At 63.9% G+C, this 26,399-nt stretch carries 27 protein-coding genes and 1 pseudogene; 19 read left to right on the top strand and 9 right to left on the bottom strand.

The window, feature by feature from the left end:
* Together OXH56_07175 and OXH56_07180 are read right to left on the bottom strand one after the other, a co-directional pair.
* On the bottom strand, positions 1 to 1,414 hold a 1,414-nt coding region (locus tag OXH56_07175), incomplete at its 3' end, for a thiamine pyrophosphate-binding protein (protein ID MCY3555090.1).
* Between the two features lie 14 nt (positions 1,415 to 1,428).
* A complete protein-coding gene (locus tag OXH56_07180; GenBank protein MCY3555091.1) occupies positions 1,429 to 1,860 on the bottom strand; it encodes a cupin domain-containing protein in 432 nt (143 codons plus the stop codon).
* Between the two features lie 143 nt (positions 1,861 to 2,003).
* Here OXH56_07180 and OXH56_07185 point away from each other — a divergent pair, with 143 nt between their 5' ends.
* From OXH56_07185 to OXH56_07195, 3 genes and pseudogenes are all read left to right on the top strand, one after another.
* Entirely contained in the window at positions 2,004 to 3,449 is a 1,446-nt protein-coding gene (locus OXH56_07185; protein MCY3555092.1) for an aldehyde dehydrogenase family protein, read from the top strand.
* Between the two features lie 131 nt (positions 3,450 to 3,580).
* Positions 3,581 to 4,030 carry a thioesterase family protein gene (locus OXH56_07190; GenBank protein MCY3555093.1) on the top strand — a complete coding sequence of 150 codons (450 nt, stop codon included), beginning with the start codon at positions 3,581 to 3,583 and terminating at the stop codon, positions 4,028 to 4,030.
* A 132-nt stretch (positions 4,031 to 4,162) separates the two neighbouring features.
* A pseudogene (locus tag OXH56_07195) lies at positions 4,163 to 4,474 on the top strand (CinA family protein).
* A 117-nt stretch (positions 4,475 to 4,591) separates the two neighbouring features.
* Here the strand turns inward: OXH56_07195 and OXH56_07200 are convergent.
* Positions 4,592 to 5,170, bottom strand: a complete 579-nt coding sequence (locus tag OXH56_07200; GenBank protein MCY3555094.1) for a sigma-70 family RNA polymerase sigma factor — start codon at positions 5,168 to 5,170, stop codon at positions 4,592 to 4,594.
* A gap of 308 nt (positions 5,171 to 5,478) precedes the next feature.
* Between OXH56_07200 and OXH56_07205 the strand changes: the two genes are divergently transcribed.
* Positions 5,479 to 6,450: a phytanoyl-CoA dioxygenase family protein gene (locus OXH56_07205; GenBank protein ID MCY3555095.1), complete on the top strand. Its 972-nt coding sequence runs from the start codon at positions 5,479 to 5,481 to the stop codon at positions 6,448 to 6,450.
* Between the two features lie 15 nt (positions 6,451 to 6,465).
* On the opposite strand, the gene OXH56_07210 is transcribed toward OXH56_07205, so the two are convergent.
* Positions 6,466 to 7,320, bottom strand: a complete 855-nt coding sequence (locus tag OXH56_07210) for a sugar phosphate isomerase/epimerase (GenBank protein MCY3555096.1) — start codon at positions 7,318 to 7,320, stop codon at positions 6,466 to 6,468.
* Positions 7,321 to 7,605: 285 nt separating this feature from the next.
* Here OXH56_07210 and OXH56_07215 point away from each other — a divergent pair, with 285 nt between their 5' ends.
* The 10 genes from OXH56_07215 (at position 7,606) to OXH56_07260 (ending at position 18,438) form a co-directional block, all read left to right on the top strand.
* Positions 7,606 to 8,238 (top strand): class I SAM-dependent methyltransferase, encoded by a 633-nt coding sequence (locus tag OXH56_07215; protein ID MCY3555097.1) that lies wholly within the window; start codon positions 7,606 to 7,608, stop codon positions 8,236 to 8,238.
* A gap of 137 nt (positions 8,239 to 8,375) precedes the next feature.
* Positions 8,376 to 10,226, top strand: a complete 1,851-nt coding sequence (nagB, locus tag OXH56_07220) for a glucosamine-6-phosphate deaminase (protein MCY3555098.1) — start codon at positions 8,376 to 8,378, stop codon at positions 10,224 to 10,226.
* Positions 10,227 to 10,460: 234 nt separating this feature from the next.
* Positions 10,461 to 11,408, top strand: a complete 948-nt coding sequence (locus OXH56_07225) for a 2-dehydropantoate 2-reductase (GenBank protein MCY3555099.1) — start codon at positions 10,461 to 10,463, stop codon at positions 11,406 to 11,408.
* Between the two features lie 81 nt (positions 11,409 to 11,489).
* Entirely contained in the window at positions 11,490 to 12,506 is a 1,017-nt protein-coding gene (locus tag OXH56_07230; GenBank protein MCY3555100.1) for a homocysteine S-methyltransferase family protein, read from the top strand.
* On the top strand, positions 12,503 to 12,805 hold the full coding sequence (locus OXH56_07235) for a virulence factor (protein ID MCY3555101.1): 303 nt from the start codon (positions 12,503 to 12,505) through the stop codon (positions 12,803 to 12,805). The genes OXH56_07230 and OXH56_07235 overlap by 4 nt, the downstream gene beginning before the upstream one ends.
* Before the next feature lie 107 nt (positions 12,806 to 12,912).
* A complete protein-coding gene (locus OXH56_07240; protein ID MCY3555102.1) occupies positions 12,913 to 13,551 on the top strand; it encodes a hypothetical protein in 639 nt (212 codons plus the stop codon).
* An 11-nt stretch (positions 13,552 to 13,562) separates the two neighbouring features.
* Positions 13,563 to 14,615, top strand: a complete 1,053-nt coding sequence (locus tag OXH56_07245) for an MtaA/CmuA family methyltransferase (GenBank protein MCY3555103.1) — start codon at positions 13,563 to 13,565, stop codon at positions 14,613 to 14,615.
* 107 nt (positions 14,616 to 14,722) lie between these two features.
* On the top strand, positions 14,723 to 15,487 hold the full coding sequence (locus tag OXH56_07250) for a corrinoid protein (GenBank protein MCY3555104.1): 765 nt from the start codon (positions 14,723 to 14,725) through the stop codon (positions 15,485 to 15,487).
* Positions 15,488 to 15,517: 30 nt separating this feature from the next.
* Positions 15,518 to 17,440: an ASKHA domain-containing protein gene (locus OXH56_07255; protein MCY3555105.1), complete on the top strand. Its 1,923-nt coding sequence runs from the start codon at positions 15,518 to 15,520 to the stop codon at positions 17,438 to 17,440.
* Between the two features lie 50 nt (positions 17,441 to 17,490).
* The gene (locus OXH56_07260; protein MCY3555106.1) at positions 17,491 to 18,438 is read left to right on the top strand and encodes a GNAT family N-acetyltransferase; all 948 of its coding nucleotides are present in this window, start codon (positions 17,491 to 17,493) and stop codon (positions 18,436 to 18,438) included.
* 7 nt (positions 18,439 to 18,445) lie between these two features.
* Here OXH56_07260 and OXH56_07265 read toward each other — a convergent pair whose 3' ends face one another.
* Positions 18,446 to 18,751, bottom strand: a complete 306-nt coding sequence (locus OXH56_07265; protein ID MCY3555107.1) for a type II toxin-antitoxin system HicB family antitoxin — start codon at positions 18,749 to 18,751, stop codon at positions 18,446 to 18,448.
* Between the two features lie 147 nt (positions 18,752 to 18,898).
* Here OXH56_07265 and OXH56_07270 point away from each other — a divergent pair, with 147 nt between their 5' ends.
* From OXH56_07270 to OXH56_07285, 4 genes are all read left to right on the top strand, one after another.
* Positions 18,899 to 19,126: an AbrB/MazE/SpoVT family DNA-binding domain-containing protein gene (locus tag OXH56_07270; protein ID MCY3555108.1), complete on the top strand. Its 228-nt coding sequence runs from the start codon at positions 18,899 to 18,901 to the stop codon at positions 19,124 to 19,126.
* Positions 19,127 to 19,146: 20 nt separating this feature from the next.
* Positions 19,147 to 19,503, top strand: coding sequence for a type II toxin-antitoxin system PemK/MazF family toxin (locus OXH56_07275; protein ID MCY3555109.1), 357 nt, complete (start codon positions 19,147 to 19,149; stop codon positions 19,501 to 19,503).
* A 137-nt stretch (positions 19,504 to 19,640) separates the two neighbouring features.
* Positions 19,641 to 20,018, top strand: coding sequence for a PH domain-containing protein (locus tag OXH56_07280; GenBank protein ID MCY3555110.1), 378 nt, complete (start codon positions 19,641 to 19,643; stop codon positions 20,016 to 20,018).
* A 33-nt stretch (positions 20,019 to 20,051) separates the two neighbouring features.
* Entirely contained in the window at positions 20,052 to 21,029 is a 978-nt protein-coding gene (locus OXH56_07285; protein MCY3555111.1) for a zinc-binding dehydrogenase, read from the top strand.
* A 95-nt stretch (positions 21,030 to 21,124) separates the two neighbouring features.
* Here OXH56_07285 and OXH56_07290 read toward each other — a convergent pair whose 3' ends face one another.
* The 4 genes from OXH56_07290 to OXH56_07305 form a co-directional block, all read right to left on the bottom strand.
* Entirely contained in the window at positions 21,125 to 22,018 is an 894-nt protein-coding gene (locus OXH56_07290) for a dihydrodipicolinate synthase family protein (protein ID MCY3555112.1), read from the bottom strand.
* 68 nt (positions 22,019 to 22,086) lie between these two features.
* On the bottom strand, positions 22,087 to 23,463 hold the full coding sequence (locus tag OXH56_07295; GenBank protein ID MCY3555113.1) for a dihydroorotase family protein: 1,377 nt from the start codon (positions 23,461 to 23,463) through the stop codon (positions 22,087 to 22,089).
* Between the two features lie 19 nt (positions 23,464 to 23,482).
* On the bottom strand, positions 23,483 to 24,499 hold the full coding sequence (locus tag OXH56_07300) for a lactonase family protein (protein ID MCY3555114.1): 1,017 nt from the start codon (positions 24,497 to 24,499) through the stop codon (positions 23,483 to 23,485).
* Positions 24,500 to 24,705: 206 nt separating this feature from the next.
* Positions 24,706 to 25,584: a DUF4382 domain-containing protein gene (locus OXH56_07305; protein ID MCY3555115.1), complete on the bottom strand. Its 879-nt coding sequence runs from the start codon at positions 25,582 to 25,584 to the stop codon at positions 24,706 to 24,708.
* A gap of 193 nt (positions 25,585 to 25,777) precedes the next feature.
* Between OXH56_07305 and OXH56_07310 the strand changes: the two genes are divergently transcribed.
* Positions 25,778 to 26,293: a DUF3299 domain-containing protein gene (locus OXH56_07310; protein ID MCY3555116.1), complete on the top strand. Its 516-nt coding sequence runs from the start codon at positions 25,778 to 25,780 to the stop codon at positions 26,291 to 26,293.
* The last annotated feature ends 106 nt before the right edge of the window (positions 26,294 to 26,399 follow it).

Genomic DNA, 26,399 nt, shown 5'->3' on the forward strand with positions numbered 1-26,399 from the left:
CCAGCGACAGGCCGGTGTGGATGAACGACTGGTCGCCGCAGAACACGACCACGGGATGGTCGGGCCGCGCTAGGCCGGCCCCGACGACGCCGGGCGGGCCGAAGCCCATCTGGCCGAATTGCTGGTTGTTGGTCGAAAAATACGGATGTTTCAGCGTGTAGAAGGCCGGCAGGTAATTCATCACGAAGCCGGTGTCGCAGACGATGGACGTTTGCGGGTCGAACGCGTTGATCGCGTCGGAGGCATCCTTGACGAGCCGGGCATAGTGCAGCGGCGCGCGGTCGGAGGTGACGGCCGGCTCGATCTCCGCGAGCCAATCGCGGCGCCAGCCGGCGATCCGGTCGAGCCAGGCCTGCCGGTCCGGCGCCTCCAGGCCTTGCGCCTTCCATCGCCCGGTCAGCGCTTCGAGGCCGAGACGGGCGTCCGACACGATACCGACCGCGTTCGGATAGACCCGGCCGATCTCGCCGGGGTCGATATCGATATGGATCAGCTTCTGCTTTCCGTCGAAGTCGAAGAAGCTCCAGCCGGCGGTGTTCAGGTCGTTGAAATGCGTGCCGACCCCGATCACGACATCGGCATGGGTCGCCGCGTTGACCGCGTGGCCGGTGCCGGACCGGTTGCAGACGCCGAGGCTGAGCGGATGATCCTCCGGGATGCTGCCCTTGCCGCCGAAGGTCGTCGCGACCGGAATTTGCGCCGTCTCGGCGAAAGTGCGCAGGGCGTCCCAGGCGCGCGCATTATGGACGCCGGTCGAAAGGTAGACGATCGGCCGTTCCGCCTGCGCGATCAGATCGACCGCCCGGGCGACCGCCTGCGGATCGGGCCCCGGCGCCGCCATTTCGATCCATGCACGCGGCTCGGCCGGCAACTCGATGTCGATTTCCGTGTTCTGGACATCGAGCGGCAGATAGACGACCACCGGGCCGGGCCGCCCGGTGATGGCGGTCTTGTACGCCCGCATGACGCTCGACAGCGCGGTATCCGGCCGGATCGTCATGACCGCATGTTTGGCGATATTCTTGAATATCTGGATGAATTCGTCCTCGCCGTTGCGGTAGACCTCCTGTATCCCGCCGCGCCCGAACCACTTGGTCGCCCCGCCGGCCATCAGGCACAGCATCGGCGTCGAATCGAAAAACGCCTCGGCGATCGCCGGAATGGTGTTGAAATTGCCCGGCCCGACCGTCGTGCAGGTCACGGGGATCGGCAGCGTGCGCCGCATCCGCCAGTCGGTATCGGCCATATGCACGGCGTGAACCTCGTGGCGCGTGCGGATGCCCCTGATTTCGGCATCGTATTCCAGCGCGTCGAGCAGCCCCCAGTTGGCGTGCCCGTTATAGAAGTAGTAGCGCTCGGTCCCGACCGACTTCAGGAAGCGGGCAATGGCCTGCGCGGCCGTCATCTTCGCCATTGTCGGTTCCTTTCTCAGGCGTCGTCGGCAAGCCGGCGGATCGCGGCCGGGGGCGTGCCGCCGTACAGCACCTTGAGCGTGCCGGTGCCGTTGTTGAATATCCGGTGTTCGGCGGCACCGACCGGCATGTAGATCGCGTCCCCGGCCGAGACCGGGACTTCGTGCCCGGCGCCGTCGGCCTCCCGCCACTGCATCAGCGCATTCCCCTCGACGACGAAATAGAATTCCTCGAAATCTTCGGCGTAGGTCAGCTCAAGGTTCCCGATCCGCTCGACGCCGTGCCGGTGGAACACATGCGGCGCCTCGCCGGGCCCGACCTCGGCGATACCGACGAACAGTTTCTGCGATCCGACGGTCTGCGGATAGATCAACCGCTTGATACTGCCTTCGCCGTGGAGGGGATGGACCTCCGCCTCCCGGCCCCGAACGATTCTCGGCTCTTCCATCGTCGCCTCCAGCCTATGCCCGCGACGAGGTCCGGGCAATTGACCAATATGTTATCATTACTTTAACATTAAGACCGGCGGACGTAACAAGCGTGTTTCTCGACTTCGCCTCGGCATCGGCCCGTAACCGGAGAACACGGTCCATGACCCCGACATGGCCCGACAGGCTGTTCATCGACAACGAATGGTGTGTGCCGGCATCCGGCAAATGGATGCCTGTCGTCGATCCGGCCAGCGAGGAAGAGATCGGCAGGGTCCCGCGCGCGGACGCCGACGATGTCGACCGGGCCGCGCGGTCGGCCGCGCGGGCCTTCGAAGACGGCTGGGGCCGGACGGCGCCGGAGGAACGCGGCGCGCTGCTCAACCGGATCGCCGATCTGATCGACGCCCGGAAGGATGAGATCGCCCTTGCCGAGACCCGCGACATGGGCAAGCCGCTGCGCGAATCCTACGGCAACGTCGCGCGCTCGTCGCGCACCTTCCGCTTCTACGCCGGCGCGGTCGACAAGCTGGCGGGCGAAGCGCCGCCGGTCGGCCCCGACGGCTTCAACTTCACCCTGCACGAACCGCTCGGCGTCACCGCGCACATCACGCCCTGGAACTATCCCTTCGCCAACGCCTGCCGCTCGGTGCCGCCCGCGCTCGCCGCCGGCTGTACCGCCGTGGTGAAGCCGGCCTCGCAGACCAGCGTAACGACGCTGATGCTCGGCGAGATCTGCCGCGAGGCGGGCCTGCCGGCGGGCGTCGTGAACGTCGTGACCGGCAGCGGCGGCGAAGCCGGCGCGGCGCTGGCGCGGCATCCGCTCGTCCGAGGCATCGCCTTTACCGGCTCGATCGACACCGGACGCCGGATCATGGGCTACGCGGCCGAGGGCATCAGGCCGGTCGTGCTCGAACTGGGCGGCAAGAACCCCCAGATCGTGTTCGCCGACTGCGATACGGAGAAGGCCATCGCCCAGACGATGCGCGGCGCGTTCACCAATGCCGGCCAGGTCTGCACGTCCGTGTCCCGCGTCCTGGTCGAGCGGTCCCTGCACGATGCCTATGTCGAGGCGCTGGCCGAGAAGACCGCGGCACTCACGGTCGCGCCCGGTCTGGACAATCCCGATCTCGGACCGCTGGTCAGCGCCGGCCATCTGGAACAGACCGCCGGCTTCGTCGGCGCCGGAGAGCGGGAGGGCGCGCGGCTGCTGACCGGCGGCCGGCGGCCCGAGGGGCTGGACCGCGGCTATTTCATCCGGCCCGCCCTGTTCGACCGGGTCGACCCGGCGTCCACGCTGGCGCGCGAGGAGATATTCGGCCCGGTGCTCGCCGTCATTCCGTTCGACACGGAGGCCGAGGCCGTGGCCATCGCCAACGGCCTCGAATTCGGGCTGACGTCCGGCGTGTTCACCCGCGACATCGACCGGGCGATGCGCGTGGCGCGCGACCTGAAGGCCGGCATGGTCTGGGTCAACGAATGGTTCCAGAGCCCGGTCCAGGTGCCCCATGGCGGCGTCAAGATGAGCGGCATCGGCCGGGAGCAGGGCATGGTCGCCCTGGCCAACTACACCCAGGTCAAGGACATCGCCATCCGGATCGGCGCCTGAGTGAAGGCCGGCGTCAGTAGCCGCAGGAATCGCTCAAGCGGCGCCATTCAACAGACGGGGCCAAATTGCCCCTTATCCGCAACCCGGCTCCTGCTCTATCACCGGCGTATGAACGGATGCGGGAGACGCCGGTGACGGTTGCAGCGGAAGAGGGCTGGTACGAGACCGGCCGCGGGGTGGTGGTGCCCTGGAAGTGCGATCATTTCGGCCACATGAACGTGCGCTTCTACGCCGAGGCATTCGACGATGCGAGTTTCCACATATGGTCGGCGATCGGCGTCCCGATCCTCGAGATGGAGGAGAAGCTGGGCCTGATCGGCGTCGTGGCGTCGCTCAAGATCGATTTCCTGCAGGAGATGCGGGTCGGCCAGCTCTGGGTCGTCGAAAGCGCCATCGTCCGCGTCGGCACGAAAAGCTTTACCTACCGCGAGCGGATGCGCGACACCCACAGCGGCGTCGTCCATGCCACCGCCGACCTGGTCGAGGTGCTCTTCGACAAGGTCGAGCGCAAGGCCGCGCCGATCCCCGGTTACGTCCGCGACCTGCTGGAGGCGAAGCTGATCGCGGGCGACCCCCGATGACTCCTGTCTGGATCGAGCGGATTGGACGGATCGCGACCGTCACCCTGGACCGCGGCCGGCAGGGCCGTCTTGCGGCCCCGGGGACGGTCCGCTACAGCAGTCCGGTTTGCGGACCGGACGGGGGACGAAGCCATGGAATCGCTGCTGGCGTCGGCGCGGGACTGCGCCGCCATCCTGAAGGACAACGGCTGGACGGTCGCGGTTTCGGAATCGTCGTCGGGCGGGCTGGTGTCGGCAGCCCTGCTCGCGGTGCCGGGCGCTTCGGCGTATTTCCGGGGCGGCGGCGTCATCTATACCCGCGACGCGCGGCGCGAACTGCTGCAACTGGCCGATGCGGAGGTCCGGGTGCGCGGCGCGACCGAAGCCTACGCCCTGATCGCGGCGGCGCAGATCCGCAGGCAGCTCGGCGCAACCTTCGGTCTCGCCGAATCCGGTGCGGCCGGGCCGGCGGACAGCCCCTACGGCCCGGCGGCGGTGATCCATTCGTTTTTTGTGCGCCTCGATGCCCCAGGACCGAGGCGAGCAATTTTGCGGCTGCGTGGGCGCGAACGCATCAACGAATCACAAATCCCCCAGGTGCGGCCGCAGACGCCTGGCGAGATTGGTCTTGGCCCGGTGCAGCAGGGACTCCACCGCGGAGGGCGTGCAGTCCATGGTTTCGGCGATGGCCTTGTAGGACATGCGCTCGAAATGGGAGAGGATCAGGGCCGTTCGCTGCCGTTCGGGTAGCGCGTCGATGGCTTTCCCGACGATGCGCTCCCGGTCCGTCTGCTGAAGTACGTCCTCGACACCGCCGCTCCGGTTCACGGTCGATGTCGTCTCGTCGACGCCCTCGTTCCAGAAGTCCAGGGCCAGCCACTGCAGCCGGCGTTTTCGGCGCCGGACGTTGAGGCACTGGTTCACCGCGATACGGTAAAGCCACGTGCCCGGGTCGGCGTCGCCCCGGAACCGGTCGTAAGCCTGCATGGCCCGTACGAAGACGTCCTGGGTGATGTCCTCCGCCTCCTGCGGGTGTCCCATGAGCCGGAAGCAGGTCTGGTAGATGCGTCCGTGCCACGCGTCGAAAAGCCTGCGAAAGACCTCCTGACGGTCATCCGGCGCATCATCCCGTCCCGGTCCGGATCGATGGTTTTCGGCCACGGTCAACGGCACCTTTCAGTCAATGCGGCGGATCGGGCATGACGCGGGCGCCGCCAACGAAAACACCGGTTGCGTTTTTATGGAACGGCTATAGGGAACCGCGAGCCATCTTCCCTTGCGCACGGTCCAAACGACCGCTATAATAAGACCGGCCGACTTCACTGGCCGACATACAATATGAATAGTACAACGTCGAACCCGGTTCCACCCAGAATATACCGCTGACGCGCCGAATTCTTGTCTATATGTTGACGCGTCCTGACGCGGACGACCCGCCAGACCCTGCAAAAAGCGATAGGGAGGTTGTAATGTCACCCATTTCCGACGAACAGATGGCCTTCTTCGAAGACCAGGGTTACTTGATGGTGCGGGGCCTGCTGGACCAGGAAGAAGTGCTCGATCCCGTGATCGAGGAATACGGGACCGTGCTCGATCGGCTCGCAGACGAACTGTACCTGTCAGGAAAAATCGAATCCAGGTACGAAGACCTGCCTTTCGGCGAACGCATCACGAAAGTCTGGGGGGAAAGCGGCTCAGTCCACGCGCAGTATTTTGATTTTACCCTGCCCCAGGGCAATATCAAGGAAGATACACCCTTTTGGTGCGGTCCGGCGGTGTTCGACGTCCTGACCAACCCGGGGCTGCTCGATGCCGTGGAGTGCTTCATTGGTCCGGAGATCTACTCCAACCCGGTCCAGCACGTGCGCATCAAGCTTCCCGAGCACCTGACGCCGATCAACCCCAACACGGGGCGCATTCAACTCGGCATCTCGCCGTGGCACCAGGACAACGGCGTCGTCACGAAAGAGGCCGACGACACCGACATGCTGACGGTATGGTTCTCGTTGAAAGAGGCGACCGTCGACCAGGGATGCCTGGCCGTCATCCCCGAAAGCCACCGCGACGGGCTGCTTCACCACTGCCCCGATATCTGGGGCCTCGAAATCCCTGAGAAGGTGAAGGACCGGTCCACCGCCGTTCCCCAGCCGACAAAGCCCGGCGACGTCCTGTTCCTGCACAAGCATACCTGCCACTCGTCGCTGCCCAACAAGAGCAACGAGATCCGGTGGAGCTACGACCTGCGCTACAACCCCATCGGCCAGGCATCGGGACGGGGCGCCTTTCCCGGATTCGTGGCCCGCAGCAAGGCCAACCCGGAGCGAATCCTGACTGATCCCGTGGCGTGGGACCAGATGTGGGTGGATGCCAGGGACGCCCTCGCCGGCCTGCCCAACCCGTCCTTCAACCGGTGGAGCAAGGACCACGAGCTCTGCGCGTAGGAGCAGCGCGGCCGGTTACTCGAACCGCGCGCCCGCCTTCTCGGCCGTTTCCACCAGGAACCGCCTCACCTCATCCACCTGCCCGTAGTCGGTAAGGTGCTCCACGACGATGCACGTCCACTCCGGCAGAGATGCCGCGCGGCGCAACAGGCGCTCGTAGTCCAGCACGCCCTGGCCGGCGGACCGTTCCTCGAGGTGTACGATGAGGGGCACGTCCCGGGCCGCCGTGTCCTTGGCATGGACGTTCACGATGCGGCTTCCCAGGCGGTCGAAGGCGTCGTCCACGAACGCGCCGGAATCGTACATGTTGAGTGGATCGAGGATGTTTGCGGGATCGAAGTTGACCCCGATGCCGGTGTGGCCGACTTCCGTGACGAGTGCTTCCGCGCGGGCCACAGTCGACAGGATCGTCATCAGCGACATCTCCGGCGCGATGGTTACGCCGTGGTCCCCGGCGAAGGGCGCGACCTCCTTCAACGCCGCTACGAGCCGCGCCAGCGCTTCTTCGCCGTGGTTCTGCGGGTGGGGATACCGGGCGTTCGCCGGGTGCATGCCGCCGGCTTCCGTGAGGAGCACCCGGCAACCGAGGGCCGCGGCCAGGGGTACGCGGTTGCGCAGGTCCTGGAGATGAGTCGCGGATTCACCCCGGTCCGGTCGGACGAGGGGCGTCTCCACGCTCCAGACCTGGCCGATGGAGACGCCTTCCCCATCGAGAACCTCGCGGACCGCACGGCAGGTATTCACATCGACCGGCAAGACCGGTTCCAGGTCCACGCCCACGACGGAGAAACCCAGCTCCCTGACCCAGCTTGCGGTCCCCTTCGTGATCCGGTCGAGGGGCGGGACGAAACTATCCAGGCAAAGTCTCATGAAGGATGTAAAATGGTTAAATAACTCTTGTTTTTTAAGTCAGTTACGCGAACGACCGGGCACGGGTTCGCGAAGGAATTGACACTTTCGCGTGTAATTTGATAATATATGTATATTGTATGCGTGCAATTATAATACACGCCCTGTGCGTCTCCGGTGACCCCTGGGGTGTCCACTGATGCCCGTGCCTGACGGAAGGACTCCAGGCGCGTTCCCCCATGCGTTCGCGAGAAGGCGCGCGCATGACACAAAGTTCGCCATGGCGCAAACAAGGAAAGTATGCCGTTGAGCAGCAAGAACTTCTTCGATCGTGTCGCCCCGGACTGGGACGAAATGCGCGAAGGATTTTACTCCGACGACGTCCGGGTGAGCGCCCTGGCGGCGGCCGAGGTCGAAACGGGCAAAGTCGCCGCCGACATCGGCGCCGGCACGGGCTTTATCTCGCAGGGCCTGATCGAGGAAGGGCTGCGGGTGATCGCCGTCGACCAGTCCGAAGTCATCCTGAATGAAATGAGGACGAAATTCGCCCGGTACCCGGCGATCGACTACCGCATCGGCAACGCCGAAGACATTCCCATTCCCGGTGAAACGGTCGACTACGCCTTCGCCAACATGTGTCTCCATCACGTTGAATCGCCACCGGACGCCATCCGGGAGATGGCAAGAATCCTGAAACCGGACGGTAAACTGGTGATCACGGATGCGGACGAGCACGAATTCGAGTTTCTGCGCGAAGAGCACCACGACCGCTGGCTGGGATTCAAGCGAACCGATATAAGGACCTGGTTCGAGGCGGCGGGACTGCGGGACGTCCGCGTGGGCGACGCCGGCACCTCCTGTGAAGTGCAGTCGACCTGCTGCGACGATTTCGCCCGCATCGGGATCTTCCTGGCCTCGGGGCAGAAACCCGCGGCGTAATCGTCGTCGCGGGGGCGTAACCGTCGTTACGGCGTAACCGTCGTCGCGGGGGTGGAACCGTCGCCAAAGGCGTAACCGTCGTTACGGCGGAACCGTCGCCACACATCGTCAACGGTTTGACCGGACAGTTTAATTTCATGCATCCCGACACCGAACACATATCTGTCGCCATCTGTCCCGACCACAAGGCGCTCTCCCGGACCGTCGCCAGGGAGATCGTCGCTTACGCGCAGGCGCGCGCCAAGGCGGGGAAGACGGCCGTGCTGGGTCTCTGCACGGGTTCCACGCCCATCGACGTATACGGGGAACTGATCGCGCTGCACCGCGGCGGCATCAGTTTCGAGAACATCGTCACCTTCAACCTCGACGAGTACTACCCCATGTCGCGGCAGTCGGCCCAGAGCTATCACCGCTACATGCACGAGTATCTCTTCGACCACGTCGACATACCCGCGGACCAGGTCCACATCCCCCTGGGCGACCTGGCCCCGGAGGAGATCGAGGATCACTGCGCGTGGTACGAGGAACGGATCCGGTCCGTGGGCGGCATCGGCATCCAGCTCCTGGGCATCGGGCGCACCGGCCACATCGGATTCAACGAACCGGGCTCCCTTCCGAACACCCGCACCCGGCTGATCCGGCTGGACGAGAGCACGCGCAAGGACGCCGCTTCCGATTTCTTCGGCGAGGACAACGTGCCCATCGAGGCGGTGACCATGGGCGTGGGGACCATCCTCGACGCGGAACGCATCATCCTCATGGCCACGGGCGAGCACAAGGCGCCCATCATCCGCCAGGCGGTGGAGGGCGAGGTCAGCCCCCTCGTGGCGGCCAGCTACCTCCAGAACCACCCGAACGCGACGGTCTTCATCGATCCGCCCGCGTCCAGCGAGCTGACCCGGGTCAAGCGTCCCTGGCTGAACAACCATGCGGTGGATTGGACCGACCAGCTCTCGCAACGGGCCGTGCTCTGGCTGTGCGAGCAGGTGGAAAAGCCGGTTTTGCACCTGCAGCGAAGGGACTACAACGCCTGCGACCTCTACTCCCTGGTCGATACCGTCCCTTCGGTCGACGAGCTCAACCGAAAGACCTTCGACGCGGTCCGCGCCAAGATCTACGGCCGGGAGGACTTCTTCTCCAACAAGCGGTGCATCTGCTTCTCGCCCCACCCGGACGACGACGTCATCTCCATGGGCGGCACGCTGTACCGTTTGTCCGGCGCCGGGAACGACATCACCATCGCCTACATGACCAGCGGCAACATCGCCGTCTTCGACGAGGACGTGAAACGGCTTATCGATTTCATCGGCCTGACCTTCCGGGACCTGGGTTGCGCCCACGCGAAGTTCGACGGCATCGTGGACAAGGTGCGGTCCTTCATCGAGACGAAGCAGGCCGGCCAGGTGGACATCCCCGAAGTCCAGGTCATAAAGACCAACATCCGCCGGTCCGAAGCCATCGCGGCGGCTTCGACGCTCGACATCCCGCCGGAAAAGACCCGGTTCCTGGACCTGCCCTTCTACAAGACCGGCCAGGTGAAGAAGCACCCCATCGGCGAAGAGGACGTGGGGATCGTCCTCGATCTGCTCAACGACATCCGTCCCGAAGTCGTCTTCGTCGCCGGAGACCTGTCCGATCCCCACGGCACCCACCGCATGTGCAAGGAGGTCATCGATCGAGCCCTCGCCGTCTACGACCGGACGGACCCGGACGTGTGGCTCTACCGGGGCGCATGGCAGGAGTGGGAAGTGGACGAGGCGGATGTGTTCATCCCCCTGTCTTATGAAGACCTCCAGCGCAAGATCCAGGCCATCTTCCGGCACGAATCCCAGAAGGACACCGCCATGTTCCCCGGCGCGTACGACGACCGGGAATTCTGGGAGCGGGTGCAGGACCGCAACACCCACACGGCCCGGCGTCTCGACAAGCTGGGCTTCCCCCAGTACTACGCCATGGAAGCCTTCGTACTCGAGCGCGGTGGGCGTTGACGAACACGGCGGTGGGAGCGAGTTGTTCTCCGTGCGTCTCGCCGGTCGCAGTCTCTCGCCGGGTGCCTTGAAAAGCAGTTGCTCTCCCGAACTTCATTCCATTATATTGGCCTGCTTGCTTGACGGCGCCGGACCGGAGTCGAAGGTGGCTACCGACCCGGCGCGGTGTCATAGGGAAGGCGTAAAAAGGAAATCGATTCATCGACCGGGATTCCGGGACCAGCGGAGGCACATGTGCGCATAGCGGTATTCGGTACGGGAGGCGTAGGCGGTTATTACGGCGGACGGCTTGCCGAGGCGGGGGAAGAGGTCGTATTCATCGCGCGCGGCGAGCACCTGGAAGCCCTTCAGCGGGACGGTCTCCGCGTGGAAAGCACCAAGGGCGACTTTACGCTGCCTTCCATCGAGGCCATCGGCGATTCCAGGCAGGCCGGCGACGTGGACGTCGTCATGCTCTGCGTCAAGTGCTGGCAGGTACCCGACGCCCTCGACGGACTCCGGCCCCTGCTCGGACCGGATACCTGCATCCTGCCCATGGAGAACGGGGTGGAGACCCCGGAGCAACTCGCCAGGGAATTCGGCTGGCGTCACGTACTCGGCGGCGTATGCGGGATCGTCTCGTTCATCGCCGAACCGGGTCTCATCCGGCACGTCGCCTACGAGCCCTTCGTCAATTTCGGCGAATGGGACAACCGGTCCAGCGAACGGGTCGACCGGCTCCGCCGGGCCTTCGAAGGCGCCAGGGGACTCATCGTGGACACGCCGGCGGACATTCAGGCCGCCATGTGGCGCAAGTACATCCTCATCGCCTCATGGAGCGGAATCGGCGGCGTGACCCGCGCGCCGATCGGCGTCGTCCGCAGCCAGCCCGGGACGCGGCGGCTTCTCGAAACGGCCATGGAGGAAATCCACCAGGTGGCCACCGCCCTGGGCGTCAGCCTACCTGAAGACATCGTGGCCCAGACCCTGGCCACCCTGGACAGCGTGGAATACGGCGGTACCGCCTCCATGCAGCGGGATATCATGGAAGAGCGCTTCTCCGAACTCGAAGCCCAGACCGGCGCGCTGGTCCGCATGGGCAGGGAAGCGGGCGTGCCCACGCCGGTCAACGAATTCATCTACCATGCGCTTCGGCCGATGGAGTTGCGCACCCGCGAGCAGGTGTCCTTCGAGGCGCCCTGAGGCGCGGCGGCAGCAATGCAGGCGCCAGGCGATGTCCATTCAGTCGCCAGGTGAACGGACCGTTCTTCCGGAGTATGCAGCATGATATCCTTTCTTGAACGCATCGCCGACGACCGCCCCCTCCTATACGACGGCGGTTTCGGCACCGAACTCTTCGCCCGCGGCATCGAACTGGCCAACAGCGCGCTGGCCAACGAGCTGTACCCCGACATTGTCAGGGACATCCACTTCGATTATATTGAAGCAGGCTCGGAAGCGATCGGGACGAATACGTTCGTGGCGTCTTTTCCTCATCTCGAAATGGCCGGCAAAGACGCCTCGGAATCCGATGGACTGATCCGTCTGTCCCTGGAACATGCCCGGGCCGCTATCGAACGCAGCGGGCGGGACGTTTACCTCGCCGGTTCCATCGGTCCCCTGCCGGGCGCCATCGAGGCCGACAGCGGCGACACGGAGTTCGGCATCGCGAACAGCATCGCCCGGGACGCCCACGAGCGTGTGGGCACGACGCTCGCGGAGGGCGGCGTTGATTTCTTCTGCGTCGAGACCATGTTCTCCGCCAACGAGGCGGCCCTGGCCGTGGACGTGTTGAGGCAGTTCGATCTACCCATTGCCGTGAACCAGACGTACAAGTATACGAAGGACCGCGCCACGGGCGAGGTCGTCTACAAGACGGACTGGGGCCACTCGGCGGCCAATCTCCTGGAGATCCTGGCGGGCGGCCTGGGTGGCGCGCAGTCCGGCGGACGCGACCTGCTTGCACACGTACAGGTCGTCGGGCTGAACTGCGGCGCTGAGTCCCGGCGCGACGAGCACACGGGGATGCCTTACGCCATCAACGGCATCGGCCAGTTGAAGCGCGCCATGGATGCCCGGGGGGAGACGCCGAAACGCATGATGGCCTATCCCAACGCGGGCAGGGCCCGGCTGGACGATCAACACCGGACCTACTACGACAATACCCCGGAACAGATGGCCGCTTACATACCGGAACTCCTCGAGGCCGGCGCCTATTTCATCGGCGGATGCTGCGGCACGGGGGTCGCTCATATCCGGGCCTTTCGCGAAGCGATGGACCGGGTGGACCCGTCGGCTTGAGCACAGGATCGATCACCATGGCCGTGTACCAGGTACTCTACTGGCGGGACATCCCGGCGCAGGTGCGCGTCTACGGTGACCGCACCGGAGGACGCCGGCCCCTTTCGCGCCAGATGCCCGACTGGTTCCAGCAGGAAATCGACCGGGTGGCCATGCGGGACGGACTGACCGGCACCGACGCCTACCTCGACGAGTGGCAATGGTCCGGTAAGCAGGAATGGCCGGGCGAAGAAGAAGAGGTCGAATCGGTGGCGGAAGCCGTTCTGAAGCAGTTGGAAGACGGATACGAAAGGGGATAGGATCGGCCGCGAACGTTGAAGAGATGGACAGCGGTATGCGGTCCGGAGATAACCGTCCGCGGCGGTGGACAGGATCGGCCGCGAACGGTCATGAGTGGAGCAGTCCTTTGGGTCAGACGGTCGACATAGGCAGGCGCATCGAACTGGTACCTCTCGATGCTCATTTCGGGGACATTTCGATCGGCCTGTACCGCCAGCAGGACGACGCGGGACCGGTCTACCAGGTATTCACCTACAGCCGGCGGGAAGGCGTCGAGGATCGGATCGCCTTCGTGGTGAAGGCCATGGAAGTCCTCGGAGGCATGGAGCCGGCCAGCGGAGGGCGCCTGCAGTTCCACTGCGGCTATGCACACCAGCGGGCGGTAAAGCGGGTGTTCCTCGAAGCCTGCAAACTGGATCCGGCCGGCCCCGTCGAACCACGGCCGCTGCAGATCCTGGACAAGAAGTCGGGCTTGCAGATCCAGGTCCTGAGCGAGGGCGACGGCGTCTACCGCGTTACAGCCCACGGCGAGGGCAAGGACCGCGAGCGTCGCATCTCCTTTATCGCCGGCGGGCTGATGAAACTGGCCGAGATGGACGAGGTAAGCGGCACGCTGGACCAGGTGGCTTTCCCCTGTGGCCAGGAACACGACGCGCTGGTCGGGCTGTTGCTGGTCCGCGCACCCAACGTCCGGGCCGTCCTGCGCGAACAGGAAGCGGTCGCGAGCCGGGGCGTCCTGGCCGCGCCCAGTCAGCAGGACGGTTAAAGGAGACCGTTATGAGCGATAACACCATAAAGCAGATGAAGGGCCGGGACCGGGTACTCGCCGCACTGAAGGGAGAGCCCGTGGACCGCACGCCCGTGTGCAATCCGACGTCGGTCGCCACGGTGGAACTGATGGATCTCGTCGACGCGCCTTTTCCGGACGCCAACCGGGACCCGGAGCTCATGGCCCGTCTGGCGGCCACGAGCTACACCGAACTTGGATTCGACACCATCATGCCGGTCTTTACCATCATCCAGGAGTCCTCCGCACTGGGTTGCAAGATCCAGTGGGAGCAGAAGGACAACTGGCCGACCGTTCAAATGCGCGAGCCCATCTGGACGGACGTGGACGACATCAAGCTCCCCCCGGATTTCCTGACGCACCAGGACACGAAATGCGTCCTCGAGGCCATCAAGAAGCTCAAGAAGGAATATGGCGACGAGGTGGCGGTCATCGGCAAGACCATGGGACCCTGGTCCCTGGGATACCACTGCTTCGGCGTGGAACCCTTCCTGCTCATGTCCCTCGACGACCCCGGAAGGACCCATCTCGCCCTGGACCGCATGAAGGAAGCCACGGTGGAGTTCGGCATCGCGCAGATCGAGGCCGGTGCGGACGCACTGACCCTGCCCGACCACGCCACGGGCGACCTGGTGAGCAGCGACTACTACCGGCGGTTTCTTCGGGACCTGCACATCGAGATGGCCGAACGGATTCCCATCCCGCTGATCATGCATATCTGCGGGCGTACCGTGGACCGCATGGGCTACATCGCGGAGACCGGCTTCGCGGCATTTCATTTCGATTCGAAAAACAAGCCCCAGGAGTCCATGGAGGCCGTCGACGGCAAGATCTCCCTCGTGGGCAACATCAACAATCCCGAGACGCTCTTCGCACGGGGACCGGAAGAGGTGTGCATGGAAGTCCACCAGAACCTGGAACACGGGATTCATATGGTGGGACCGGAGTGCGCCGTTCCCCTGCAGGCGTCCGTCGAGAACCTGAAGGCGATTCCGCAGGCGGTGAAGGACTGGCATGTCCACCACGCGCATATCGGTCCGTGAGTCGCGTTCGACGACTGTATACGCCGCCCCGCGCCGCGCGGCGGACCGCCTGGCAAAAGCGGCAGGTTTCATTTCTTGCATGATCACGGAGGACCGGACGGGAGCGCATGGCAGCACTTAACGATATTGCCAACGACTTTCTGAAGGACGAGATAGAAGAGTTCATCGAAAGGCCCAACGAGCGGACGCGGATCATCGACGCTTTCGCCCGGGCGACCCCCGCCATGCAGGAGATCTCCGCGGCCCTCATCGACGGGGACAACGGGACGGTCGACACGCTGACCAGGTCTGCGCTGGACGACGGGGTCGAGGCGCTTGAGGTGATGGACGACGGCCTGATCGCCGGCATGAGCGTCGTGGGCATCAAGTTCCGGGAGAACTTCATCTTCGTCCCGGAAGTTCTCGCCTGCGCCCGGGCCATGAAGGCCGGGATGGCCCACATCGAGCCCATCCTCTCCGCCTCGGGCATCGAACCTGTCGGCACCGTCATCATGGGCACGGTCAAGGGCGACCTCCACGACATCGGCAAGAACCTGTGCATCATGATGTTGCGCGGCGCCGGGTTCGTGGTCCACGACCTGGGGGTGGACACCTCCGAGGACGAGTTCATGGACGCGGTGGAGGAACACGAAGCGCCCCTGCTGGGCATGTCGGCCCTGCTCACCACGACCATGCCCAACATGGGCAAGACCATCGACGCCTTCATCGACAACGACATGCGGGAGGACGTCAAGATCATGGTGGGCGGCGCGTCGGTCACCCAGGAGTTCGCTGACGACATGGGCGCCGACGGCACCGCCGAGGACGCGGTGGGCTGCGTGGAACTGGCCCAGCGTCTCCTCGTGGAACTCAAGCAGGAACAGGAAGACTGACGGTCGGCCAAGCCTCCCCTTAATTCTCCCATGAAAAAGATCGACAAGGCGGCGTACCAGGAGCGGCTGGACCGCATCACGGCCATCTTCAAGGACATGATGGTCCATGCGACCGAGCAGGCCACCTACCGCTGCCCCTACAAGAACCGATTCGACGAATGCACCGCCCGGTTCGGGTGCCGCAACCAGCGCAAGCCCCGTGAAGCCGGCGGACTGCTTGTATGCGGCGGCGATGACAAGCTTGACTATCGCAGCGCCTGGGAGACGGAGGAAGCGCCCTTGGATCCATCCGCGGACCCGGCCGCGGACCCGGCCGGCGGACCGGTGACCGGTGGATCGGTGACCGACGGCACGACGACCCGGCCCTCGGTTATCGGCAAGTCCATCTTCGACTACGCCGACGATCTCGCCGTACAGGTACCCACGTCCTGTTTCCGAAACGGCATCTGCCACGAGTGCATCGTGGAAATCCAGCAGGGGATGGAGGGGCTGGCGCCCCGGACGAAGCCGGAGTCCTTCCTGCGGGAAAACTACCGCCTCGCCTGCCAGGCGCGCGTCATCGACCCCAACGTGGACGTCGCCTTCGCACCCCTGCGGCGTACGCCCAAGATCCTGACTGTTACCGAAGAAAAGGAGACGGCGCTCGATCCCGTGGTTACCCGGCGGGGCGATGACGTCTTCTACGACGGCGAGCAGGTGGACCAGTACCGCGGACACGTCTACGGGCTCGCGATCGACCTGGGCACGACCACGGTGGTCATGGACTTCGTGGATCTCGAGACCGGCAAAAGCGTCCACGTCTGTTCCTTCGAGAACCCCCAGCGCTTCGGCGGCAGCGACGTGATGCACCGCATCTCCTACGACGGCGCCTTCGAGGACGAACTCTGGAACGCCATCATCAACGCCGTCAACCACGAGATCGTGGACTGGTGCGAACGCACGGGCACGGTGCGGCAGGAGATCTACGAGATCGTCGTGGCGGGCAACGCCACCATGCGGGACCTCTTCTTCCGGCTCGACGTGCAGAGTATCGGCCAGAAGCCTTACAAATCCATGATCGAAAACGAATACCTCGCGGGCGAGCGGGAGACCACGGCGCTCACCATCGGCACGCGCCGCCTGGGGCTCCGGGCCAATCCGAAGGCCCGGGTCTACGGTATGCCCCTCATCGCCAGCCACGTGGGCGGCGACGTGGCGGCCGACCTGGCCACCGTCGAACTGGCCGCGCAGCCGGGCGTATCCATGCTCGTGGACGTGGGCACCAACACCGAGGTGGTCGTGGCGGGCAACGGGCGCATGATCACGGCATCATGTCCCGCGGGACCCGCCTTCGAGGGCGGCGGCATCCAGTACGGCATGCCGGGCTACGAAGGCGCTATCGAATCGCTGAAGTGGGAAGATGGGCGGTTCGCCTGGAGCACCATCGGCGATACCGCGCCCCAGGGCATCTGCGGCTCCGGACTGATCGACCTGCTCGCGGAACTGCGCCGCCACGGCATGATGAGCCCGAAAGGCGTTTTTTCTGACCGGAAACAGTTCGAAGTGGACGTCGTGGCCGAGTCAGGTATCACCCTGTCCCGGCAGGACGCCAGCAACCTGGCCCAGGCCAAGGCCGCCAACTACTGCGGGCAGTATATCGTGATGCGTACGTTCGGCGTCGCGCCCGGCGACGTGGACCGCCTCTTCCTCGCCGGGGGTTTCGCCAACTACGTGGACGTGCGCAACGCCATCGACATCGGGTTCCTGGCCCCCGTGCCCGAGGAGCGCATCGTCAAGGTCGGCAACGCCGCCGTCCAGGGCGCCCGGGAGATCCTCCTGTCCCGCTCCCGCCGCGCGGAACTGGAGGCACTGGTCAAAAAGATCGAGCACGTTGAACTCGAAACCACCCCCGACTTCTTCGATGTCTTCGTCGAGGCCTGCCAGTTCAAGCCCATGCCCGGGGTGCTGGTGTAGGGCGGCTCGCTGCAGGCTACAGGCAATAGGATCTCTACCCATCCAACCTCATGTTCCGTCTCCGCCCCGCCCTTCCTTCCACCGATGAATCCGGCATCGCTTCCGTCGTTAATGCCTTCGAGCAGAATCCCGTATCCGAAGAGACCGTGCACGAGTGGTTGACCCACGACGCACCGGGCAGAATCAGCTATCGCCAGGTGGCTGTGACGGAGGTCGACGATGCCGTGGCGGGTTACGCGGTGTCGGTCCACGAAACCTGGGATCCGGAAGGACAGTTCTACGCCTGGGCCGGGGTGGCGCCGGGGTGGCGCGGACGGGGCATCGGCGCGGCACTATACTCGGACATGCTGGCGTTTCTTAAGCACCACAACGCCTGCACGGTGACCAGCGAAGTCCGTGACGACTGCGCCGTTTCACAGGCCTTCGCAATATGGCGGGGATTCGAAAATGACCGGCACCTGTTTCAGTCGAGCCTGGACCTGGATCGCTTCGACGACTCACCCCATGCGCAGTTCATCGAGGACCATGCGGCATCGGGTATACGGATATACTCCCTTGCAGATTTCGGAGATACGCCAGAAGCGCGCAGGAAACTCTACGAAGTCAATGCGATAACGGACCGGGATGTGCCGGGTTGGACGGAACCCGGGCTGTCCTTCGAGGAGTTCAACGAGTGGGTCTACGAGTCGGGCTGGTATCGTCCGGACGGCCAGTTATTCGCAGCCGACGGCGATCAATGGGTTGGGATCTGCGCCGTTCGGCTCTACCCGGAGGTACGTGAGGCATTCAACGTGCACACCGGGGTAATCCGGCCATACCGCAGGCGACATATCGCCCTGGCGCTGAAGCTCGCCGCGATACGCTATGCCCGAAGCCAGGGCGCACGGTCGATCAGCACGCACAATGATTCGATGAACGCCCCCATGCTGGCGATCAACCGCAAGCTGGGGTACGTCCCCGAACCGGGACGGTATACCCTGCGGAAGACGATGCAGTAACCTGCCTTTATCCACCCATCATGGCGATACGCCGCGCCATCCATTCCACGTAAGCCGTACGTGTCATTCCTCGCCGGTTCGCCTCGCTGTCTATAAAGACTGCCACGCCCTCGTTGATGGCCATATGTATGCGTACGCTTCGACCGGATTGACGGATCAGTGGGACAGCCGTCAATATCTGGCCCGGGTCAACCACGACTTCGTCCAGTTCGCATGGCTGCACAACCGCATCGCCGTCCATTTCGGTTTCGATCGCATAATCCCTAAGTGCTTCTTCCGCGTTCATCAGGGCCTCGTCTATGGTGGCTCCCATGGCAACAGCGGAGATTCTTGTAACCGTTTTCTATTCTGTCGAGACTCCTCCAACTACCTCGACTAATCAATTAACGAACCAGGGTAGATACACCCATTGGTGGTGTGTCTAGACGAGGTATGTACGTCGTTTACACAGGAGGCTCGCATGAAATCCCGCGTTAAGAAATGGGGCAACAGCCTGGCGCTGCGCATCCCGAAACCGGTCGCCGTCCAGATGGGCGTCCGGGACGATTCGCCGGTGGTACTCGTGCTCCGGGGCAAGGAACTGACCCTGGTCCCGCTGGAACGAACCCGGTTCAAACTGCCCGACCTGCTGCCGGGCATCTCGAAACGTAACCTGCACGGCAGAATCAGCATCGGCAGCCACGGCTGACGAGATACAAGGAGACGACAATGGCTACATCAAGCTACGTACCGGTTCGGGGCGAGATCGTGTGGATCTATTCCAGGTCGGGGAAGGGCACCTACCTGCCTTCCGGACGACCCGCCGTCACGGTTTCGCCCGAGGTCTATAACCGCAGGGCCGGCCTGGCCCTCCTCTGTCCCATTACCGACGAGGAGAAGGGCTATCCCTTCGAAGTCGCGATCCCCGCGGGGCTCCCGGCAACCGGGATCATCCTGGCCGATCAACTGGAAAGCGTGGACTGGCGGTCCGGCGGGGTGGTGCGGATCTGCGCATTGCCCGCCGAGGCCATGGATGACGTTCTTCGAAAAGCCGCGGCGCTGCTGGACGAGGAAGACCGGTCTTGACGGACTGCCGCTTTACCGGCATTACTGTTCAGGAAGAATCAGGATAGTTCAGGAAGAATCCGGGTAGCACATACCGGGAGAGACTACAGGGAGAAACTACAGGGAGAGACTACAGGGAGAAACCATAAGGAGGCATTGTGTCGATTCTGAACGCCGTCATGGGCAACGCTTCGGAGGTCGAAGTTGAAGAGATGGAAAAGGAGTTCTCGCAGATACTGATAGAGGAAGAGAAACTGGTCCGGGTCTTCAAGCTGGTCAGAGACCTGTTCGCTTTCACGGACCGGCGGCTGATCCTGGTGGATAAACAGGGGATATCCGGCAAAAAGACGGAGTACCACTCCATCCCGTATAAGTCGATTACCCATTTCTCGTTCGAAACTGCCGGGCGGATTGACCTTGACTCCGAGATGAAGATATGGATTTCCGGAAACGAATTGCCCGTTAAGAAAGAGTTCAAGAAGGGCATTGACGTCAGCGACGTTCAAAGAACCCTGGCGAAGTTCACGCTGGATTGATTTTCGGGTATGACGAAAATGAAAACCTCAACCATGAAACGCGTCATCAAGCCCGAAGGGCTCCACCGGATCGAGCTCGAGGAGGTGCCGATTCCCGAACCCGGTCCCGGAGAGGTCCGGATCAGGGCGATGTGCAGCCTCATCAGCCGGGGTTCCGAGCTTGGCGGCCGGTACACGCGGGAACACGCGGTGAGCCCGGACATCATGGGCTATTCCATGGCGGGTACGGTGGATGCGCTGGGGGAGGGGGTCGAACACCTTGAAACCGGCGACCGAGTCGTCGCCCTGGCACCCCATGCCCAGTACGTGGTCCGGCCGACGCGGCTCGTCTTTCCGTGGGACCAGACCATCGTCATGCCCATGCCGGCGGACCTTTCCTTCGACCGCGCCCCGTACTACCCACTGACGGCGGGGGCGGTCACCTGGGTGGGAGTGGAGGACATCCAGCCCCAGGACACCGTGGTCGTGCTCGGCCAGGGCCTCGTGGGCAACCTGATCCTCCAGGTCATCAAGGCAAATGGCGTGGGCAGGGTGGTGGCCGTGGACGCACTGGCCAACCGGTGCGCCATGGCGGCGGAATGCGGCGCCGATACGGTGATCAACGCCCGCAAGGAAGATCCCGTCAGGGCCGTAAAGCGCCTGACCAACGGCCTCGGTGCCGATATCGTGGTCTACGCCGTGGGCGGTCCCGCGGGTCCGGCCGCCTTCGGGCAGGGACTCGACATGCTGGCCATTGGCGGGCTGATGCACCTGATCGGGCTGTACGAGGACCAGCCGCTTTCGCTGCCATCGAACAAGATCCAGGGTCGCAAACTGCTGGGTGGGTATTTCCGGACGTGCGCGGGTGCCCGCCAGTCCCGTCGCGCCATGGAACTCCTCGCATCGGGCGCGATCCGGACCGATCGAATGACCACGCACCGTTTCCCCTGGCACCAGGCGGCAGACGCCTTCGCGCTGCTCTACCAAAAGCCGGGCGATGCGCTGGGGGTCCTGCTCGACTGGCGGGATTGAGCGACCGCGTTACTTGCTGGATTGAGCGCTCGTGTCGGCGCCGCCGCTTGCGCCCTCGTCCGCGCCGCTGCCCGCGCGTACCTCGCCCTTAGCGATCACTCCAATCCGAGTCTCGTCAGCAGATCGTTCAGGTCCGCCAGGGTCCCGTCGTCCAGGGGGACGTAAGGCTGGCGCGCCCGTGCGGTCTTAATCGCGCCGCGCCGCTGGTAGACGTTCTTGCGGATGGACAACCCGATGCCGGTCTGGGCCTCGAAGCGGATCAGGGGACAGTACCTGTAGAAGGTCTCGGTGGCGCCGTCGATGTCGCCGGACATGTACTTCGTGTGGATGTCCTTCAGGATATCGGGGTAGGCGAAGCCGGTCATGGTGCCCATGCAGCCGTGGCGCAGTTCCTCCAGGAGCATGACGCCGCCCAGTCCGCCGAAGATCTCCACGTCGGGATTGGCCGCGAGCACCTGGCTGGCCTTGCGCGGAGTCGGCTCTTCTTCCAGCTTGAGAAACCGGCATTGCGGAGACCGGTCGGCCACCGTCGCGATGAACTCGATGCTCATCTGGACGCCGCTGCTGGTGGGGTGGTCCTGGATCACGAGGGGTATCGATACGGCGTCGGCCACCTTGAGGTAGTGGGCGAGCAGGGCTTCGTCCGTGCCCCTGGCCAGCTTCGGCGGCGCCACCATGAGCGAGGAAGCGCCCAGTTCCTCGGCCCGCCGGCTGAGTGCGACGCATCCGTCCGTCCCCGTGTGGCTGGTTCCTGCGCAGATCGGGATCCGTCCCGCAGCGGCTTCTACCACGCCCCCGATGACCCGGTCCCGTTCGGCTTCGACCAGTTTGCTGGTCTCGCCCAGGACACCTAGGACGGTCATCCCGTCGATCCCCAGGTCGATGAGGAAGTTGGTCAGCGTCGAGAGGCTGCCCGTATCCAGGCTGCCGTCTTCTTCGAAAGGCGTCGGCGCTATGGTGTACACGCCTTTGGGATCTGGAACTGCCATGCTTTGTCCTTTCAATCAGCCGGGTTTCAGCATTCCGCCGTTTCCTGCCGTCAAACGGTTTTCTCCGGTCAGTTGGGTTTCAGCCACCGGCCGTAACCGGGCCGGCCCGTGATCCTGCCGTCCTCGTACACCGTCTCCCCGCGCACCATGGTACGCAGGACACGGCCCTTCATGGGCATGCCGTGCACGATGCGCATGACGTCCCTTGCCTTGGTGAAGCACTGGTTCCGGTCGAAGGTCCACCGCGCGTCCAGGTCCACGAAGGTGAGATCGGCGTCGTTTCCGATGGCGATGCGTCCCTTGCCGGGAAGCCGGAAGATCTCGGCCTGGCGGGTCGACATCAGCCGCACCAGGTCGGTGATCGACAGCCGGCCGTCGTTGACCGCGGTCAGCATCAGGGGCGCCATGGATTCCAGGCCGGGCAGGCCGGGCGGTATGGCGAAGATGTCTTCCCCTTCCTTCTCTTCCGGCCGGAAGGGGGAATGGTCGCTGCCGACGAACTCCAACGTGCCGTCGTGCAGATAGGACCAGAGCGCTTCGACCTCTTCGGCCGGCCGCAGGGCCGGGTTGCACTTGGCAAAGCCGCGGTGGGCGGAGAGGACCTGGTCGGTCAGGAAGAGGTACTGGGGACAGGTCTCGGCGATGACGTCGAGGCCCCGCGCCTTGGCCTCCTTCACCATCTGCGCGGCCCGGGGGCTCGAAAGGTGCACGACTTCCACGGGGCCGCCCGCCTCGGCGGCCAGGCTCATCATGATGGCGACTGAGGTGTCTTCCACGATGGAGGGCCGGCTTTCCGCATGGGCCAGACCGTCGTTGCGGCCCTGGGCGGACAGCCGGGCGATGAGCGTCTCGATCATGGGCCAGTTCTCGCAGTGGAAGCTGTGGCGCAGGCCCGTGGCGGCCGTGGCGGCCATAACGTCCCGCAGCAGCGAGTAGTCCAGGCACCAGAGGCCGAAGAACTCGCCCTCGCGATGGGTCGGCGGCGCCGTCAGGAAGGTCTTGAAGGCCACGGCGCCCGCCTCGGCCACCTCGGCGATAAGGTCCACGTTCTGATGGCCGGCCGCCCCGTAGAGACCGAAATCGATCAGCGCATGTTCGCCGATGGCCTCGCCCCGCTTGCGGAGTCCCTCGGCGGAACTGGCCGCAACCGGTGAGATGGGCATCTCGAGCAGGGTCGTGATACCGCCGGCGGCCGCGGCGCTCGTGCCGGAGACGGGGTCTTCCCGCTCTTCATGGCCCGGCGATCGGAGGTGTACGTGGGGATCGATCAGGCCGGGCAGTACGTGCAGGCCCTTCGCGGAAATCTGCTGTGCGCTATTGGGCCGGGCGTCGGGTTCGAGCACGCCCGCGATGCGTCCGTCCTGTACGGCGACCGTGGCGGCGGTCACGCCTTCCTGGTTGACGACCATGCCGTCGGTTACGAGGAGATCAAAGGTGGAAGCCATGGTTTACTCCCGTCCGTCCTTAAGCATCCATGTCCAGGACCATCACCCAGGCCGGCGATGGTCCCACGTCGTACACTTCGAGCGGCGCAAGCGCGCCCGAGTCCTGGTCGATCCCGTAGGATGCCAGTTTACCCATTGCCTGGCCCGCGGCGTAGAGAAACCGGCCCTGTGGATCCAGGTTGAAGGCGCGGGGCGTCTGCTCGGTCGGCGCATGCCCGATGGCACGCAGCATCCCGGAGTCCGGGTCGATCGCGAATCCGGCAATGCTGTCGTGGCCCCGGTTGCTCACGTATATGAACCGGCCCGTTGGATGTATGTGGAACTGCGCGCAGGTGTTCTCGCCGGTGAAATCCGCGGGTAACGTCGACACCGTCTGCATCGCCTCCAGTGTTCCCCGGTCCGGATCGAAGCGGTAGGCCGTCACGCTGCTTGCCTTCTCATTGTCGACGTACAGCACATTCAGCTTGGGATGGTGGCAATAGTGCCGCGGTTCCGTATCCGGGGGCTGCTCCACCCGGGGCGGATCGTTCGGAATCAGCCTGCCGGTGTGCTCGTCGAACTTGAACTGGCAGATCGTGTTCGATTCCGACACGTGGGGCACGAAGGCGAAACGGTTCGACCGGTCGGTCTGTATGTAGTGGGCGCCCCGTGCGGTCTTTTGCCGGTCCACCGGCGGCGCCTGGACGATACCGCCCGAACCGATGGCATGGACGCCCGCCACGGCGTGCCCGTTGGAAGCCGACAGCAGAAAACGGCCGGTGTTGTCCAGGGACATGTACGTCGTGTCCCAGTCGAATGGCGTCGTACCCAGCAGCGTTATGCCGCCCGTTCTGCGATCCAGGCTGTAGGTCTGTACCGACGGTACGCCGCGCAGTCCGGCGTACAGACGTTCAAGGCGGTCATCCGCAACCAGGGGCATCACGCCGGGGCCCGCGGCGACATCTTCATTAAAGGTCAGTGCGCCGCTGTCCGGATCCATTTCGTAAATGGCGATTTTGCCTTCGCCGGTTATGGACAGGTACATGTAAAACGCCATCAAACGCCCCTTCCCACGCAGTGGAAATCGCACCGGACCGCGGTCCAGGAATTGCACGTATTCGGGCCAACCTGTTTTCCTGATAACAGAAAGGCAATGTGCAGACCGGCCCCGATACCGTCAAGGTATCATTATCCGCGAGATCATCCGCTCCGGCCGCGACATCAACCACTCCGGCCGCGACATCAACCACTCCGGCCGCGACATCAGCGCCTGGCGAGGATGATGTCCTGGCGGGTGGTACTGGCGGTCGTCACTTCGACGATTTCCGCTGACCAGGCTTCGGTTTCTTCGGTCTGCGGAACGTACATGGCGTAAGACCCGGCCGGCATGAAGAAAGCGGAATAACGGCCCGTGTCGTTGGATCGTACCGTCACCGAATCCGTCCCGCCGGGTTGAAAGAGGGTAACCGGGTAGCCGGGCAGCGGCACATCGTCCCGGAGGACCGCGGGCGTGCCGTTATCGTGCTTGACGGTACCGGATACCTGTCCCGAACTCGCCAGGTCGACCAGGCGGACCACGGGCCGAAACCTGAAACCGGTGATGGCATGGACCTGCCGCGTGTCTCCTTCGAGGGTGATCGAACGCATGGGGTCGAAATCGATGACCGCATCGGCCTTTCGGTTTCGCTCAACGACTACGGGGGTAGTACCCTGGACGACGATCTCCACGCTGAGCGGTGGCGAGAATACCTCGCTGAACTGCGAACCGTTCGTCAGCGTCACGGTTACGCCGTCGAGTTTGAGCCGTGCCGCGTCGTACCTGCCTTCGGCCACGGAGAATACATCCAGGATACGGGTTTCGCTCCCACCCAGTTCGGCCAGGTCGATCGTGTGCGGCAGAGCGCCAGGGGTTCCGTACTCGCTGTTCGCGGCGGAGCGTACGGCCATCTCGGAGAATTGCAATACGATGGATTCGACGTGCCGCCGGTTCGGAGACTGCGCCGCTAGCCGGATCTGCAGTTCGCTGATAACGCTGGACGTCGGCTTGTCGCACGCGGGGGTCGTGAACGCCAGGAGCGTAAACGCCAGGAGCGCGAATGCCAGGAGAAGGATCTGACGGAAAGGACGGATTCGAGTTTTCATTTCATCCGCTTGTTTCGATTTCCCGGGGTTTCGACCATCGTGATCTGCGTTGAGGGCTGGTGGTGCGCCAGGTAGCCCTCGCAGCTTCCAGGAATCTGCTCGGCATGAACCAGGAAGCATATACATTTATATTGCCAATAGTTGGTTGTATGCTATATATAACGAACGGACGACCTCACAACCGGAGTTTTCGATGATTGGCGCCAGCCGTAGACTACTCTTTATTGCCGCCGCCTTGTTGGTCGTGGTGTCCCTTAGTGTTGTGCATGAACCCCCGGAGGCCGCCCCGAAGCCCGTCCCTGAGCCCCCGGTCGACGCACCTCCATACGTACAGGACAACGAACCCATCAAGGTGGGCTGGCACATACTGGCCAGCCTCGACTACCGCACCGGCAAACCGGGCAAGGAGTTGGCGGCGCTAGACGGCAAACTGGTCAAGGTCCCCGGATTTGCGGTACCTCTTGAAGACTGGGCGTCCTCGGTGACGGAATTCCTACTCGTTCCCTATGTCGGCGCCTGCATCCACACACCGCCACCCCCGCCCAACCAGCTAATCTACATCGAGATGGAAAAGGACAAATGGGCGTTTTTGAACGGGTGGAACCCGGTGTGGGTCGAAGGCGTTATCAAGATCGAGTTGACCAAGAGTGTATACGGTTATGTCGGCTTCACCATCACCGGCAAGCGGGTTTATCCTTACGAGTACTGATCTCTGTAACGGATTACCGCATGTAACGACGCGGACGACTGCATGTATACAGATCGCGCACTTGCCGAACCTAGGCCGCGCGGTTTATGGAGAGATTCGCCTTACA

The sequence above is a fragment of the Gemmatimonadota bacterium genome, assembly GCA_026702745.1.
Taxonomy (GTDB): domain Bacteria; phylum JAAXHH01; class JAAXHH01; order JAAXHH01; family JAAXHH01; genus JAAXHH01.